Raw genomic sequence first — 14,529 nt, 5'->3', positions numbered from 1 at the left:
CTAGCCGGCCTCCCGGCCGACCGGGAGGCCCCGGCGGGCCGCGTCCACGATCGGCGAGCCGCGGAACTCGCGGGCGAGCGCCGCCAGCGGCTGCCCGTCCAGGCGGTACGGGGCCGGTTCCGCCGAGCCCGCGCCCGGGGTGGCCGGGGCGCCCGGGCCTTCGGCGGCGGCCCGCGCCCGGCAGGCGGCGGCGAGCATCGCCGCGTCCGCCACCACGGCCGCGCACGCCTCGGTCAGGCCCTGGCGGCGGGCGGCCCCGTACGCGGCCGTCCGCACGGCCGGGTCGAACCAGCTCGCCAGCGCCAGCAGCCCGTCGTCGATCACCGACTCGCGGTGGATCAGCCGGATCCCGACCGGCGACCACCACGTCAGCGGCACCGTCGCCACGCTCGCGTGGGCGAACCCGCGCAGGGCCTTCCACAGCGGGCGCAGCCGCCGGTACTGGCTGAAGTCCCGCCAGGCCGCCGAACCGCCGACCATCGGGACGATGAACCCGGTACCCACCAGCAGCGCCGCCGCCGAGGCGAGCGGCGGGGCCACGTACGTGGACAGGCCGTCCCAGTCGCGGCCCGCCCAGCGGGCTCCGACCGCCGCCCACTTCGCCACGAGGTACCCGAGGTCCAGCACCCCGCCCAGGGTCAGCAGTGCCAGCCCGGTCCGCAGCGGCCGCAGCGCCGGGTCGACGCGCAGCATCCACTTCAGGGACAGCAGGCTCAGCGCGGCGCTGCCGACGGTGTGCGCCAGCAGGTAGGAGACGATCATCTCGCGCAGCCACGGCGTGTTCGCGTAGTACGTGTCCAGGTCCCGCAGCCGCTCCACGCGCGCGTCCCCCAGCACGAAGAAGGCCACGATCAGCACGGTGACCGCGCCGAACACCGCCACCGTCACCCAGGTCGCCCGCCGCAGCGCCGCCGCGGGACCCCCCGCCCAGTGCAGGATGAGCACGATGGAGGCCCCCGAGAAGGCCGTCAGCACGCCGTACACCAGCGGGGCGGCGAAGTTGGCGACCCCGGTGAGGCGGTTGACCGCCGCGAGGGACGGCGGGGGCGCCAGGAAGGTGAGCAGGCAGCCGACCACCAGCAGCGCGCACACGGCCCGCATCAGCGGCTGGTCCCAGCCCCTGCGCAGGGCCGGCGCCTTGATCAGCAGGGCCAGCACCAGCACCGAACCCGCGAGGTAGAGCGGCAGTCCGTCCTTCACCGCGGACGGCCGGGGGTGTCGGGACACAGGAGCGGGGCGCAGGTGGGGGGCATCGTGCGGTGCTTTCTGTCGGGGCGGTCAGCGGTTCCAGCCGAGCGAGGACTTGATGCGCTCGGTCCCGTCGGGGGAGGGCTCCTGCCGGGGCGGGGGCAGGAACGCCTTCAGGACCTTGCCCAGGTGCAGGCCGAAGGTCTCGGCCCGGATCTCGGCCGGATCCTCCCGGTCGGCGCGCGCGGCCGCCTGACGGACCACCGAGTCCAGGGCCGAGTCCCGCCGCAGCAGGTCCGCGAGGCTGCCGTGCGGGCCCGTCAGACGGGCCGCCACCGCCATGCCGGGGCCGTGGCCGTCGCAGGCGCCCTCCTCGATGTGCCACAGCTCGTGGCAGGCGATCACCAGCTGGTGCTCGGGCCGGGTCCGGGCCTCCACCACGACCAGGTCGCGCTCCTCCAGCTCCAGCCACAGACCGCTGGCGGTCTCCGGCGGGAACGGGGCGAAGCGGAAATCCACCGGCCGCCCGCCGCGCCGGCGCCCGAACGCCGCGCACAGACCCCCGATGATCGCCTCGGCCCCGGCCGGTGCCGTCAGCCGCGCCTCCGCCACCAGCTCGGCGCCGAGCTTCCGCATGGTCCGTGTGGTCCTCATGGCGCTTCCCCCTCGGCGGTAAGGTCCGGGCGCGCGGCCCGCGGCTCGGGCCCGGCCCCGCCGGCACCACGGCACGGCGGCCCCGGCCCCGCCGGAACCGGCTCGGGCGGCGGCCCGCACCGGACGGTTCTCCGCGTCCCGACAGGGCGTTCGGGTCGGTGGCTCGGTGCGGTGAAGCCTAACCGCCGCCCCCGCCCCCAACCACCGCATCCCCCACACTCCCCCCGCGGCGACGGCCATGACCCCGGAGGTAATCGACCCCGCCCCGGGGCCGGCGGCAGAGTGGGGGCATCGGGTTCCGGGGCCGCGCACTCGGCTCCGGGGCCCGCTCCCACCAGTACCGACGACCTCGATGGAGGCTGAACCGTCATGTCCGCGACCCTGCTCGGCAGCATCGCCCGTACCACCGCCCCGCAGACCGTGCTGCGCCGCTTCCTCGCCCTCGACGCGGTGGTCACCGCCGGCAACGGCCTCGCCTACGCGGCCTTCTCCGCACCGCTCGGCCGGCTCCTCGGCGTCGGCCAGGCCACCCTCTTCGAACTCGGCCTCTTCCTCACCGCCTACGGCGCCGGCGTCGGCTGGCTGGCCTCGCGCCGGCGGCCGCCGGTCCTCCCGGTGAAGTTCGTCATCGAGGCCAACTACGCGTGGGCCGCCCTCAGCCTGGTCTCCCTCGCCGTCTGGTTCGAGCCGACCACGGCCGGCGCCGTGTGGATCCCGGCGCAGGCCCTCACCGTGGCCGGCTTCGCGCTCCTCCAGCAGCTGGCGCTGCGCTCGGCCGGCGGGGGCTCAGGGGCCCAGTGAGCGCAGGTACTTCACCGTCGCCGGGTCGGCCGGGAGGAGCGTCTCGATGGCCAGCTCGGCGACGGTCACGTCCATCGGCGTGTTGAAGGTCGCGATCGACGACACGAACGACAGCAGGTGCCCGTCGTGCTCGATCACCAGCGGCAGCGCGATGTACGGGACCGCCTCGTCCGGTTCGGCGTCCCCCGGGCGCTCCGGCACCGGGTAGGCCGACACCTCCTCGTACAGCGCGCGCAGCGGCGCGGAGCGGGCCAGCGCGATCTGCCGCTCCATCTGCGCCAGCAGGTGCCCGCGCCACTCCCTGAGGTTGTGGATCCGCGGGGCGAGGCCCTCCGGGTGCAGGGTGATCCGCATCGCGTTCAGCGGCGGCGTCAGCAGGTGTTCGGGCAGCCCGTCCAGCAGCATCCCGATGCCCCGGTTGGCGGCCACCACGTCGTAGACCGCGTCGACGACCAGCGCCGGGTAGGGCTCGTAGCCGGTCAGCAGCCGCTGCATCCCCTCCCGCAGCGTCTCCATGGCCGGGTCGTCCAGCGCGGTGTGCGCGTAGTGCGGGGCGTAACCCGCCGCGAGCAGCAGCGCGTTGCGCTCCCGCACCGGTACGTCGAGGCGGTCGGCGAGCCGCAGCACCATCTCCTCGCTCGGCCGGGACCGGCCGGTCTCGATGAAGCTGATGTGGCGGGACGAGGAGTCGGCGCGGCCCGCCAGTTCCAGCTGGCTGATCCCGCGCCGCTGCCGCCAGGTCCGGAGCAGGGCGCCGACCGTGGGCGCCGAGGAGGTCGTGGAGGTCATGCCCACGACGGTAGTCGAGCGGAGCCCCCCCCGATCAGCCCAGGTCGAAGACGTTCCGCAAGCCGAGACGGTAGCGCCACAGGTCGTGCCGCTTCGCGGCCTCCAGCTCCGGCGGCCGGTGCCGGGGGATGACCGCGCACCGCGCCGCCCCCGAACCGTCCCGGTCCAGCAGGGCGTTGACGGCCGCCCGGGCCGAGGCGTTCGCGCCCTCCATCGTCGCGAGGTCGATGTCGACGGCCACGTAGTCACCGCTGAGGAAGAAGTTCGGGACGCGGGTCCCCGCGCCCGGCCGGTCGTGGAAGGTCCCGGTCGGGTGGATCAGCAACTCGTCCTGGTTGGTGGGCTCCGGGGTGCCCAGCCCGTCCACGCCCGGGTCCAGGAACCAGGAGTGCAGGGTGCGGTCGGCCAGCAGGGTCCGGCCGGTGTCGTTGAGGGAGGCCTTCAGCTGGGCCCACACCTCCCGGGCCACCTCCTCCCGGGTGCACTGCTTGGCGGTCTTCCCGTACAGGATCCCGGGCCTGTCCCACTCGGAGACGTCCACCGACAGGCAGTCCACGACCGTGCCGTCGCCGTAGTCGGCCGGGAAGTCCCGGGCCGGCCAGTGCTCGGCCTGCTGGATCGCCGTCAACGACCAGGGCGAGTCGATGCAGTTCAGGTGCCCGTGCACCAGCGGGGCGCGCTCCGTCAGATAGAACTGGATTCCGGTCATCCAGTCGGTCCGCAGCCGGTCGCAGCGCCCCAGCATGGGGTCCGCGGCCCGCAGCGCCGGGCTCCAGGTGCGGCGGGCGTGCTCCACGGGCAGGGCGCTGACGTAGTGGTCGGCGGTGACGGTCCGCCGCGCCCCGTCCGGATCCAGGACCGCGACCCCGCTCACCCGGCCGTCCCCGTACCGCACCTCCTGGACGGTCCAGCCGATCCTGAACTCCACGCCGAGCGAGCGCAGGTGGCGCTCCCACGGATCGATCCACGCCTCGTTGGTCGGCAGGTTCAGGATCCGGTCCGGCGGGCCGTCCGCGCCCTGGCCGAGCGCGTTGCAGACGAAGGCCTCCCCGAGGGTGCCGACCGTACGGGTCGAGGCCTCCTCGGCCTTGGTGGCCACGATGTTGCGGGTGATGCCCACGGCCAGGATGCGCTGGTACTCGGTGGACATCCGCGCGGCCCGGGTGAACTCCCACCAGGGGGTGCGCTCCCACACCTCGTCGCGGCGCTCGTCGCAGCTGGTCAGGAAGACGAGCACCCGGTTGGCGAAGTACGCGGTCTCGTGCGCGGGCAGCCGGACCAGGGACTCCAGCATCCCGGTCAGGGCGCGCCGCAGCTCCTCCGGGGACAGCCCGGCGGGGGAGTGGCCGGGCCAGGGGATGGGCGCGCGCAGGTCCTCGCGGCCGCCCGCCCGGGCGAACATCATCTCCGGCGGGGCCACCAGGTTGTCCCACACGCCGTTCGCGTTGCCGGGGAAGGGGATGCGGCGCATGGTGTCCGGGAGGTTGTGGTAGATCCCGGGGATGAAGCGGAACCCGTGCTCGGCCGGCAGCGGTCTGCGGCCGCCCCGGGCGCTGCCGGGCACGTCCATGCTGCGGGCCTTGCCGCCCAGCGCGCGGCGCTCGTACACGGTGACGGCGTAGCCGCGTTCCGCCAGCTCGTGCGCGGCCGTCAGCCCGGCCACCCCGCCGCCCAGGACGGCGACGGAGCGCCCCGCGGGGGCCGGTGGCGGGCCCGCGGCGGCCGAGGCGGGCGCCGCTAGGGCGCCCAGGGCCGGGAGGGTGCCCGCGGCGGACGCGGCGCCCGCGATGAACCTGCGCCTGGAGCTTCCCGTGGTGCCCGTGTCACCCGTACCGGCCATGCCCCGCCTCCTTGTTACCGGTGGTAATGCTCGGTCCGGCGCTGGAGCATAGGGCGGGCGGCGGGGCCCCGGAAGCGTCGTGAAGCACCCGGGCGCACTATGGCGGGAAAGGTTCACCACGGCGCGCGCCGTGGAAAACTGACAGCACATCAAGGGACGACCGGCAAGAACACCGGCAAGAACACCGGTAAGAACACGGGGAAGGAGACTGCGGATGCCGAGCGAACCGCTTTCGCAGAAGGAGATCGAGGACCGGCTCCGGGAGCTCCCCGGCTGGGCCTACGGCGACGACCGGATCGAGCGCACGTACCGGGTCGGCACGCACCGGGCCGCGAGCGCCCTGGTCGCCCACATCTGCGCGGTCCAGGACGAGCTCAACCACCACTCCGAGCTCACCCTCGGCTACAACACCGTCCGCCTCTCGGTGAACAGCCACGACGCCGGCGGCGCCGTCACCGAGAAGGACTTCGACCTCGCCGAACGCGTCGAGGCCCTGGCCCCCGCCCACGGCGCGGCCTGACCCGCCCGCCCGCGCGGGCGGGCGCCTCAGACGGGATCCAGCCGCCACCACTGGGAGGGCGAGTCGGTGTCCTCGCCCTGCCGGACCCGCCCCTCGCCGTCGGCCTCCAGCGGCAGCCCGCTGATGCACGCCACCAGCGACACCACCCCCGGATCGTCCAGGTGCTCCTCCACCAGCCACTCCTGGGCGCCGAAGGCGTTGGCCCGCCACACCTGCACCCGGGCCCCGCTCTCGACCGAGGCGTTCGCCACGTCCAGGCGCCGCCCGTTGTCCTCGCTCACCACGTGGAACACCCCGCCGCCGCTGTGCACGGCGGAGATCCGCCACCGCCGGGCCGCCGCCGGAGCGGGCGGCCCGTCAGGTCCGACCCGCACCCGGGAAGCGCCCTCCAGCTGCAGCACCAGCCCGCTGTCCACGTTGCGGATCCGATAGGTCCCGTCCTCGATGCCCACCCGCGGCTCAGATGTCGAAGACGGCCGGGTCCGGCCCGATCCGGTGCCCGCCCGCGCCCAGCGCGTCCAGCGCAGCCAGGTCCTCGGCATCCAGCTCGAAGCCGAACACGTCCAGGTTCTCGCGGATCCGGGACGGCGTCACCGACTTCGGGATCACCACGTTGCCCAGCTGGAGGTGCCAGCGCAGCACCACCTGCGCGGCGCTGCGCCCGTGCTTGGCGGCGACCGACACCACCGCCGGCAGCCCGAGCAGCTCCTTGCCCTGGCCCAGCGGCGACCAGGCCTCGGTGGCGATGCCCAGGGAGGCGTGCAGTTCCCTCAGCCCGGCCTGCGGGAACAGCGGGTGCAGCTCGATCTGGTTCACCGCCGGCACCAGCGGGCTCACCTCGCGCAGCCGCTCCAGGTCCTCGGGGCGGAAGTTCGACACCCCGACCGCCAGGGCCCGGCCGCTCGCCGCGATCTCCTCGAAGGTCTTCCAGATGGTCAGGAAGTCGTCGCGCATCGGACGCGGCCAGTGGATCAGGTACAGGTCGACGTGGTCCAGGCGCAGCTTGCCGAGCGAGTCGTCGAAGGCGCGCAGCGTCTCGTCCCGGCCCCACCGCTGCTTGGAGCTGTTCCACAGCTTGGTGGTGACGAACAGCTCCTCGCGCGGGATCCCGGAGGCGGCGATCGCCTTGCCGGTGCCGCGTTCGTTCCCGTACACCGCCGCCGTGTCGACGCTGCGGTAGCCGGCCTCCAACGCCGTCGAGACGGCCTTCTTCGCCTCGGAGTCCGGCACCTGCCAGACGCCGTAGCCGAGCTGGGGCATGGACGTGCCGTTGTTGAGCCGGACGGCGGGCACCTGGTTCACGTCTGGTCGTTCCCTCGGGTTCGGTGGAGCGGTACGGCCGCGCCGTGCCACGGGGTGCGGCGCACGGGGGCGACAACCGGCCCCGCGCCCACCCTATTCCCGCCACCCGTCCGCTCCGCTCAGGGCGCGTTGATCCCGAGGTCCTGGTGGCTGGCGTTCTTGCCGCCGGGGCAGCCGTGCCGGTGACGGCGGCCGAAGCCGGTTCGCGGTGAGCCGGTGGACGGTGTACGCGCACAGCTCACCGGCCCCTACGCCGACCCCAGGTACGCCTCCCTCACCCGCCGGTCCGCGCGGACCTCGGCCGGGGTGCCCTCGGCGAGGACGGAGCCCAGGTCCAGGACGACGACCCGGGTGCAGAGGTCCATCACGAACGCCACGTTGTGCTCCACCAGCAGCACCGCGCAGCCCTCCTCCGCCGCCAGGCGCCGCACCACCCCCGCGAGCCGCTCCCGTTCCGGCGACGACATCCCCGACGCCGGCTCGTCGAGCAGCAGCACCCTCGGCGGGTCGGCCACCGCGCGGGCCAGTTCCACCATCCGGGCCTGCCCGACCGGCAGCCCGCCCGCGTACGAGGACCCGAGCCCGCCGATCCCGCAGTCCGCCAGCACCCGCCCGGCCCGCTCCCGGCGGGCCCGCTCCCGGGCCCGCCGGGCGGGCAGGGCCAGCAGGTCCGCGGCCGGGCCGCCCCCGCCGCCCCGCCACTCCTGCGCGACGAGCACGTTGTCGGCCACGCTCAGCTGCCCGAACAGCTGCTGCCGCTGGAAGGTGCGGCGCATCCCGTGCCGGGCCCGCCACACGGGGGAGCGGCGGGTGACGTCCGCGCCGTCCAGCAGGATCCGCCCCCGGTCCGGGCGCCGGATCCCCGACAGCACGTCGAACAGGGTGGTCTTCCCAGCCCCGTTCGGCCCGATCAGCCCGCACACCTCCCCGGCCCGGATCCCGAGGTCCACCCCGGCCAGCGCCCGGACCCCGCCGAAGCTCACGCCGATCCCGCTCGCACGGAGCACCTCGCTCATGGCGCCATCCCCAGGTAGGCCTCGGTCAGCCGGTCCTCCTCCACCTCGGCCCGGGGGCCGCACCAGGAGACCCGCCCCTGTGCGAGGTAGGCCACCGTGTCGGCGATCCCGAGGATCTCCGCGGCCTTCTCCTCCACCAGCAGCAGGGCGGTGCCGGCGTCGCGGAGCTCGGTCAGCAGCGCGTACACCTCCTCCACGACGCGCGGCGCGAGCCCGAGGGAGGGCTCGTCCGCGATCAGCACCGCCGGCGGGCGCTGGAGCAGCGGGGCGAGCGCGAGCATCTGCTGCTCCCCGCCCGACAGGGCCCCGGCGGCGACGGCGCGCCGCTCGCGCAGCCGGGGGAACCGGCCGTACACGGCGTCCCGTTCGCCGGGGTCCTCCAGGTACAGGGCCAGGTTCTCCTCGATGGTGAGCGCCGGGAAGATCCCGCGGCCCTCGGGGGCGAGCAGCACCCCGGCGCGCGAGCGCCGCACGGGCCCGTCGCGGGTGGCGTCCCGCCCGGCCACCGCGACCGTCCCGCCCGTGGCCGGCAGCAGCCCGGCCGCGACCCGGCAGGCGGTGCTCTTCCCGGCGCCGTTGGGTCCGAGCACGGCCAGGATCTCCCCCCGCCGGACGGCGAGGTCCACTCCGTGCAGCACGGTCCCCCCGTCGTACCCGGCGGTGACCCCGCGCAGTTCGAGGGCCGCCGCCGACCCGCCGGGCACTGCCGCACGCGGCTGCGGGACGGCCCGGTGGCGGCCCGCCGGTGCGGCGGGTCCGGTCCCGGCGGGGCCTGCCGCCGCCCCACCCCTTCCCGCAGTACCGCTCAGCGGCTCCGCCGCGGGCGCGGGCTCCGCCCCCGGACCCGTTTCGCCGGCCCCGGCGGCCGCGGCCCCCGGCCCGGTCGCCTTCCGCCCGGCCAGGGCAACGGCCCGGCGGATCGGGAGCGATGCGCAGTAGCCGTCGGGGTCGTTGGCCAGGGCCAGGCCGGCCAGGCCGAAGAGGATCACCGGGAGGTGCGCCGACTCCGTCACGTAGTCCGACAGCAGCCGCGGGGCCACCGCGAACACCAGCCCCGCCACGACCGCGTACGGCGCCCGCCGCACCCCGGCCGCGACCACCACCGCCAGCCACACCAGCCCCGTCATGGCGGTGAAGTCCGTGGCCGTGATCCGGGTGTTGTACGAGGCGTACAGCACGCCCCCGAAGCCGGCCAGCCCCGCCGACAGGGTGAACAGCAGCAGCTGCGTCCGCAGCACCGACACCCCGGAGGCCATGGCCGCCGCCGGGGCCGAGCGCACCGCCAGCATCGCCCGCCCCGACGGGGAGTTCCGCAGCGCGCCCAGCGCGGCCGCCACCAGCGAGACCAGCACCACCAGGGCCACCCCGAGGGCCCGGTCGTCGGACAGGTCCACCGGTCCGATCACCGGCCTCGGCACCGCCCAGCCCGCGTCCCCGCCGCGCAGCCACCGCATCTGGAACAGCACCTGGTCGGCGAGGAACGCCAGCGCCAGGGTGGCCAGCGCCAGCGAGCGCCCGCCCAGCCGCAGCGCGGGCAGCGCCACCAGCGCCCCCAGGGCGGCCGCCACGCAGGTACCCGCCGCCAGGGCCGCCGCGAAGGGCCAGCCCCGGCCCATCAGCAGCCCCGCCACCAGCGCGGCCCCGGTGACGAAGGTGGCCTGGGCCAGGGAGACCATCGCGCCGAGCCCGGTCACCACCGTGAAGGACATGAACACCAGGCCGATGGCCAGCCCCTGCGCCAGCAGCCCGCTCCAGAACGGGGTGGTGACGGTGTAGAAGGCCGTGCCCAGCAGGACGGCCCCCGCCGCCCACACCCCCCACCGGCGGCCCCACGGGGCCCCGGCCAGATGGTCGGGCGGCGGCGGCTCCACGGCCGTCACCCCGGCGGTCCGCGCCCGCCGGGTCAGCACCAGCAGCCCGCCGAACAGGATCAGGAACGGCACCGCCGTGCGGAACCCGGTGATCCCCTCGGCGAAGGACGCGTACCCGGCGACGAGGTTCTGCACCACCCCGAGCCCCAGCCCGCCCGCGAAGGCCAGCGGTACGGAGGCGAACCGCCCGATCACGGCGGCGGTCGCCGACACGAACAGGAACAGGGTGAAGTCGTGCGCCGACAGCCCCAGCAGCGGGGTGGCCAGCACCCCGGCGAGCCCGGCCAGCGCGGAGGCGATCATCCAGGCGATCGACGACAGCCGGTCGGCGCTGATCCCGCGCAGCTCGGTCAGCGACCGGTCGTCGACGGCGGCCCGCAGCCGCAGCCCCAGCCGGGTGTGCCGGAGCAGTACCCACAGGGCGGCCGCGACCACCGCCGTCACCACCCAGGTGATCAGCTGGTCGGAGTCCACGCCGACGCCGTCCGCGAGCTGCCAGGAGCGCGCGGGGCTCGGCCCGACCCCGGGCAGCCCGAACTGGTTCTCGGCGGGCTTCAGCGGCAGGCCCGCCTCCGTCAGGACCTCCACCGCCCACAGTCCGGCCGCCGGCAGCGCCACCAGCAGGCCGATGGTCGCCACGATCTGGGCGGTCTCGCCGACCCGCGCGAGCCGGCGGAACATCAGCCGGTCCAGCCCCCACCCGAGGCCGGGCGCGAGTACGCACACCACCAGCAGGGCGGCCGGGACGGCCGGCCAGCCCAGGCCCGAGTGCAGTTCGTAGAAGGTGAGCGCGCACAGGTAGGCGGTGGCCCCGTGCGCGAAGTTGAACAGCCCGGACGCCGAGTACGACAGCACCAGCCCGGTGGCGAGCAGTGCGTACAGGGCCCCGGAGACCAGGCCGCTCAGTACGAAGACGAGCAGGTCGCCCATGCCGCCGCCCCTACTTGAAGGGGATGGGCTCGTGGCACTCGAACGGCACGGAGACCTCGTACCGGCCGCCCTTGAGCTGGACGAGCGCCCCGCAGCCGAAGCTGTCCTTCTGGCCCTTGGGCTCGGCGCGGTCGCCGACGAGGGTGCCGGTGTCGGAGAAGGCCTGGGCGGCGTTCTGGAAGTGCGTGGTGGTGAGGTCCTTGCCGGCCTTCTGGGCGATGGCGAGGAAGAGGTCCGCCGACATGTACCCGGTGAGCATGTGCATGTTCAACGGGACGTCCTGGCCGCCCGCGGCCGCCTTGATGTCGGCCTTGAACTGCTTCATCTTCGGACCGTCCGACTCGAAGGGCTCGAACTGGAGCAGGACGTGCACCCCTTCGAGGGCCTGCCGGGTGGCGTCCTTGGCGAGCAGTCCGGGGTCGTAGTCGGTCGGGTCGGAGAGCAGTCCCTTGTAGCCGGCGCGCTTGAGGGCCGTGAAGAGGCCGATGTTGTTCGGGGTCTGCATGACGGAGACGACGGCGTCGGGCGCCTTGCCGCCGCTTCCCTCCATGATCTCCTTGACGTAAGCGCTCCAGTCGCTGGGCACGGCCGTCGCGGGGACCGACGCCTTGGCGTAGGAGACGGTGAACCCGGCCGCGGCGAAGCCCTGCTGGAAGGTGCGGATGCCGAACTTGCCGGCGTCGCTGTCGTTGGCGATGACCGCGACCGACTTGCCCCCGGCCCCGCCGAGGAGCTTGGCGATGCCCTCGGGCCAGGTCTGGTTGAGGGTGCCGCCGGGGGAGGGGACCAGGCAGCCGTTGAACCCGTAGATGTGCTTGGGGCCGCAGAAGGAGGGCAGGGTGCCCCAGCCGAAGGTGGGGACCTTCTCCTGCTCCAGGAAGTCGGCGCCGGAGAAGGTGACCGAGCTCATCGGGGCGACGGCGAAGACCTTGTCCTGCTGGACGAGCTTGCGGGCCGCCGCCAGGTTCTTCCCGGGGTCCTGGCCGTCGTCCTCCGCGCCGATGTAGTCGATCGTGCGCCCGTGCACGCCGCCCTCGGCGTTGGCCCGGAGGTAGCGGGCCTTCGCCCCGAGGTCGGTGTCCTTCTTGCTGTAGCCGCTGGCGCTGGTCATCGACACGATCCCGCCGACCTTGATGCTCTTGTCGGTGACCCCGCGCTGGGCCCCGGGCGCGTCCCCGGACTTCCCCGGCGCCGTCCGGTCGGAGGTGGAGGCGGAATTGCAGGCGGAGACGAGCGCGAGCACGGCCGCCGCGGCGGCCAGGGCGCGGATGGGTCGCGACATGGGTGGATCCCCCTCCGTAGGAATCCCCGCATTCTGTGCGTGACCTGACGCACCGTCAATATCTGTGGCGGGATGAAATGACGGTCCGTCAGATCACGTGCACGGTCGGTTCCGCGCCGGTTCCGCGCCGGTTCCGCGCCGGTGCCGCGACGGCGCTACGCCGGTGCTACGACGGATACAGGCCCGCAACCTCCCGCTCGTACGCCTTCTCGATCGCCCGCCGCTTCAGCTTCAGCGAAGGCGTCAGCAGCCCCCGCTCCTCCGTGAACTGCTCGGCCAGCACCCGGAAGGCGCGGATCCCCTCGGCCTGCGACACCAGCGTGTTCGCGGCCACCACCGCCCTGCGCACCTCCGCCGTCAGATCCGGATCACCCGCCACCTGCGCGGCCGTCCGCTGCGGCAGCTTCCGCATCGACAGCCAGTGCGCGACCCCCTCCATGTCCAGGGTCACCAGCGCCGCGACGAACGGCCGGTCGTTCCCCACCAGCACGCACTGCGACACCAGCGGATGCGAACGCACCCGCTCCTCCAGGGCCGCCGGAGCCACGCTCTTGCCGTTGGAGGTCACCAGGATCTCCTTCTTGCGCCCCGTGATGGTCAGGTAGCCGTCCTCGTCCAGCCGCCCCAGGTCCCCGGTCGCCAGCCAGCCGCCCCGCAGCACCTCCTGCGTGGACCGCGGATCCCCCAGATAGCCCGAGAAGACGTGGCCGCCGTGCAGCCACACCTCCCCGTCATCGGCGATGTGGACCGTGCCGCCCGGGATCGGCGGGCCCACCGTCCCGTACTTGACCGCCCCCGGCGGATTCGCCGTCGCCGCCGCACAGGACTCCGTCAGCCCGTACCCCTCGAACACCGTGACCCCGGCCCCGTCGAAGAACAGCCCCAGCCGCCGCGACATCGCCGACCCGCCCGACATCGCGTACCGCACCCTGCCCCCCAGGGCCTCCCGGACCTTCCCGTACACCAGCTTCTCGAAGACCTGGTGCTCCATCCGCAACGCCGCCGAAGGCCCCGGACCCTTCCCGAACGCCTTCTGCTCACGCGCCTCCGCGTACCGGACGGCCGCCTCCACCGCCCGGTCGAAGGGACCCCGACGCCCCTCCGCCTCCGCCTTCCGGCGCGCAGCCGCGAAGATCTTCTCGAAGACGTACGGCACCCCCAGCACGAACGTCGGCCTGAACGCGGCCATGTCCGGCAGGAGTTCGGCCGCGGCCACCGCCGGCTGGTGCCCCAGCTTCACCCCGGCCCGCACCGCCGCCACCTCCACCATCCGCCCGAACACGTGGGCCAGCGGCAGGAACAGCAGTGTCGACGGCTGCTCCCCGCCCGGCCCCGCCCGGAAAACCGCCTCCCACCGCGCCACCAGCGTGTCGGACTCGTACATGAAGTTCGCGTGGGTGAGCACACAGCCCTTGGGCCGGCCCATGGTCCCCGAGGTGTAGATGACGGTCGCGACGGCGTCCGGGGTCACGGCCCCGCGGTGGCGGTGCACCACGTCCTCGGCCACCCCCCGCCCCGCCGCCACCAGCTCCTCCACCGCCCCCGCGTCGAGCTGCCACAGCAACCGCAGCCCCGGCAGCCGCTCGATCACCGAGCCCACAGTCATCGCCTGGTCCTCGTCCTCCACCAGGCAGCCCGTGCAGGCGGAGTCGTACAGGATCCAGTGCACCTGCTCCGCCGACGACGTCGGGTACACCGGCACGGGCTGCGCCCCGATCGCCCACAGCGCGAAGTCGAACAGCGTCCACTCGTAGCGGGTACGGGACATCACCGCGACCCGGTCCCCGAAACGGACCCCCTGCGCCAGCAGCCCCTTGGCCAGCGCGAGCACCTCCCCGGCCAGCTGGCGGGCGGTCACGTCCCGCCAGACCCCGTCGGTCTTGCGCCCGAGCACCACGTGCTCCGGATCCCGCCCGGCACGGAGGAAGACGGTGTCGGCCAGGCCTCCGGCCGGCGCGCCGGTGACCAGGGGTGGGACGGTGAACTCGCGCAAGTTCCGCTCCTCTGCGTGCAGGGCGCCGCGACGCTACCTCACCCGCACCCGCGCCCGGCACCCCCACGGAAACCTCCACAAGATCCCCCCGCCCCCACAGCCCCCGCGACCTGCGACGCAGACGTATGTACGGGCCCCGCACGCGTGGCGGGCAGGGCGGGGCGGGGCCTGGGGGAGCGGGATCCCCCTGGTCCGGATCGGGGAGGGTTTGGGGGTTTCCCGTCAGTCCCATCGTCCTTCCGGTTCGGGCCGCCCTGTCAAGGGCGCTCCCTTCGGTCGCGTCGCTTCGCGATGTCGCTGCGCTCCACCCTTGACAGGCCGTCCCGCCCCGGAATGCCGAAAG

At 74.4% G+C, this 14,529-nt stretch carries 12 protein-coding genes; 2 read left to right on the top strand and 10 right to left on the bottom strand.

Going from position 1 to position 14,529, the window contains the following annotated elements:
* Nucleotides 1–1,200, bottom strand: a complete 1,200-nt coding sequence (locus ACQKM2_RS17850; protein ID WP_427710753.1) for an MAB_1171c family putative transporter — start codon at nt 1,198–1,200, stop codon at nt 1–3.
* Nucleotides 1,201–1,278: 78 nt separating this feature from the next.
* Nucleotides 1,279–1,842 carry a toxin-antitoxin system, toxin component gene (locus ACQKM2_RS17845; RefSeq protein WP_427710751.1) on the bottom strand — a complete coding sequence of 188 codons (564 nt, stop codon included), beginning with the start codon at nt 1,840–1,842 and terminating at the stop codon, nt 1,279–1,281.
* Between the two features lie 369 nt (nt 1,843–2,211).
* Here ACQKM2_RS17845 and ACQKM2_RS17840 point away from each other — a divergent pair, with 369 nt between their 5' ends.
* A complete protein-coding gene (locus ACQKM2_RS17840) occupies nt 2,212–2,643 on the top strand; it encodes a hypothetical protein (protein ID WP_427710750.1) in 432 nt (143 codons plus the stop codon).
* Here ACQKM2_RS17840 and ACQKM2_RS17835 read toward each other — a convergent pair.
* Nucleotides 2,629–3,432, bottom strand: a complete 804-nt coding sequence (locus ACQKM2_RS17835; protein WP_427710748.1) for a helix-turn-helix domain-containing protein — start codon at nt 3,430–3,432, stop codon at nt 2,629–2,631. The two genes, ACQKM2_RS17840 and ACQKM2_RS17835, sit on opposite strands and share 15 nt — an antisense overlap.
* A 34-nt stretch (nt 3,433–3,466) precedes the next feature.
* Nucleotides 3,467–5,272: a hydroxysqualene dehydroxylase gene (locus tag ACQKM2_RS17830; protein ID WP_427710746.1), complete on the bottom strand. Its 1,806-nt coding sequence runs from the start codon at nt 5,270–5,272 to the stop codon at nt 3,467–3,469.
* Between the two features lie 214 nt (nt 5,273–5,486).
* Here ACQKM2_RS17830 and ACQKM2_RS17825 point away from each other — a divergent pair, with 214 nt between their 5' ends.
* Nucleotides 5,487–5,792 carry a 4a-hydroxytetrahydrobiopterin dehydratase gene (locus ACQKM2_RS17825; RefSeq protein WP_427710744.1) on the top strand — a complete coding sequence of 102 codons (306 nt, stop codon included), beginning with the start codon at nt 5,487–5,489 and terminating at the stop codon, nt 5,790–5,792.
* Between the two features lie 26 nt (nt 5,793–5,818).
* Here ACQKM2_RS17825 and ACQKM2_RS17820 read toward each other — a convergent pair whose 3' ends face one another.
* The 6 genes from ACQKM2_RS17820 to ACQKM2_RS17795 all read right to left on the bottom strand — a co-directional run bounded on the left by ACQKM2_RS17820 (nt 5,819) and on the right by ACQKM2_RS17795 (nt 14,186).
* Nucleotides 5,819–6,244: an RICIN domain-containing protein gene (locus tag ACQKM2_RS17820; protein ID WP_427710742.1), complete on the bottom strand. Its 426-nt coding sequence runs from the start codon at nt 6,242–6,244 to the stop codon at nt 5,819–5,821.
* 7 nt (nt 6,245–6,251) lie between these two features.
* Nucleotides 6,252–7,094, bottom strand: coding sequence for an aldo/keto reductase (locus ACQKM2_RS17815; protein WP_427710740.1), 843 nt, complete (start codon nt 7,092–7,094; stop codon nt 6,252–6,254).
* 248 nt (nt 7,095–7,342) lie between these two features.
* Nucleotides 7,343–8,110 (bottom strand): ABC transporter ATP-binding protein, encoded by a 768-nt coding sequence (locus ACQKM2_RS17810; protein ID WP_427710738.1) that lies wholly within the window; start codon nt 8,108–8,110, stop codon nt 7,343–7,345.
* Nucleotides 8,107–10,911, bottom strand: a complete 2,805-nt coding sequence (locus ACQKM2_RS17805) for an ABC transporter permease subunit (protein ID WP_427710736.1) — start codon at nt 10,909–10,911, stop codon at nt 8,107–8,109. The genes ACQKM2_RS17810 and ACQKM2_RS17805 overlap by 4 nt, the downstream gene beginning before the upstream one ends.
* Before the next feature lie 10 nt (nt 10,912–10,921).
* On the bottom strand, nt 10,922–12,193 hold the full coding sequence (locus ACQKM2_RS17800) for an ABC transporter substrate-binding protein (protein WP_427710734.1): 1,272 nt from the start codon (nt 12,191–12,193) through the stop codon (nt 10,922–10,924).
* Nucleotides 12,194–12,359: 166 nt separating this feature from the next.
* On the bottom strand, nt 12,360–14,186 hold the full coding sequence (locus ACQKM2_RS17795; protein ID WP_427710732.1) for an AMP-dependent synthetase/ligase: 1,827 nt from the start codon (nt 14,184–14,186) through the stop codon (nt 12,360–12,362).
* Between the last annotated feature and the right edge of the window lie 343 nt (nt 14,187–14,529).

The sequence above is a fragment of the Streptomyces sp. NPDC004126 genome, assembly GCF_050275515.1.
Taxonomy (GTDB): domain Bacteria; phylum Actinomycetota; class Actinomycetes; order Streptomycetales; family Streptomycetaceae; genus Streptomyces.
This window is presented reverse-complemented; position numbering and strand designations above follow the sequence as displayed.

Bases quoted from the DNA above. Each gene is read 5' to 3' on its own strand.
- ACQKM2_RS17845 (WP_427710751.1), bottom strand. From the start codon at position 1,842: ATGAGGACCACACGGACCATGCGGAAGCTCGGCGCCGAGCTGGTGGCG.
- ACQKM2_RS17840 (WP_427710750.1), top strand. From the start codon at position 2,212: ATGTCCGCGACCCTGCTCGGCAGCATCGCCCGTACCACCGCCCCGCAG.
- ACQKM2_RS17835 (WP_427710748.1), bottom strand. From the start codon at position 3,432: ATGACCTCCACGACCTCCTCGGCGCCCACGGTCGGCGCCCTGCTCCGG.
- ACQKM2_RS17830 (WP_427710746.1), bottom strand. From the start codon at position 5,272: ATGGCCGGTACGGGTGACACGGGCACCACGGGAAGCTCCAGGCGCAGG.
- ACQKM2_RS17825 (WP_427710744.1), top strand. From the start codon at position 5,487: ATGCCGAGCGAACCGCTTTCGCAGAAGGAGATCGAGGACCGGCTCCGG.
- ACQKM2_RS17810 (WP_427710738.1), bottom strand. From the start codon at position 8,110: ATGAGCGAGGTGCTCCGTGCGAGCGGGATCGGCGTGAGCTTCGGCGGG.
- ACQKM2_RS17805 (WP_427710736.1), bottom strand. From the start codon at position 10,911: ATGGGCGACCTGCTCGTCTTCGTACTGAGCGGCCTGGTCTCCGGGGCC.
- ACQKM2_RS17800 (WP_427710734.1), bottom strand. From the start codon at position 12,193: ATGTCGCGACCCATCCGCGCCCTGGCCGCCGCGGCGGCCGTGCTCGCG.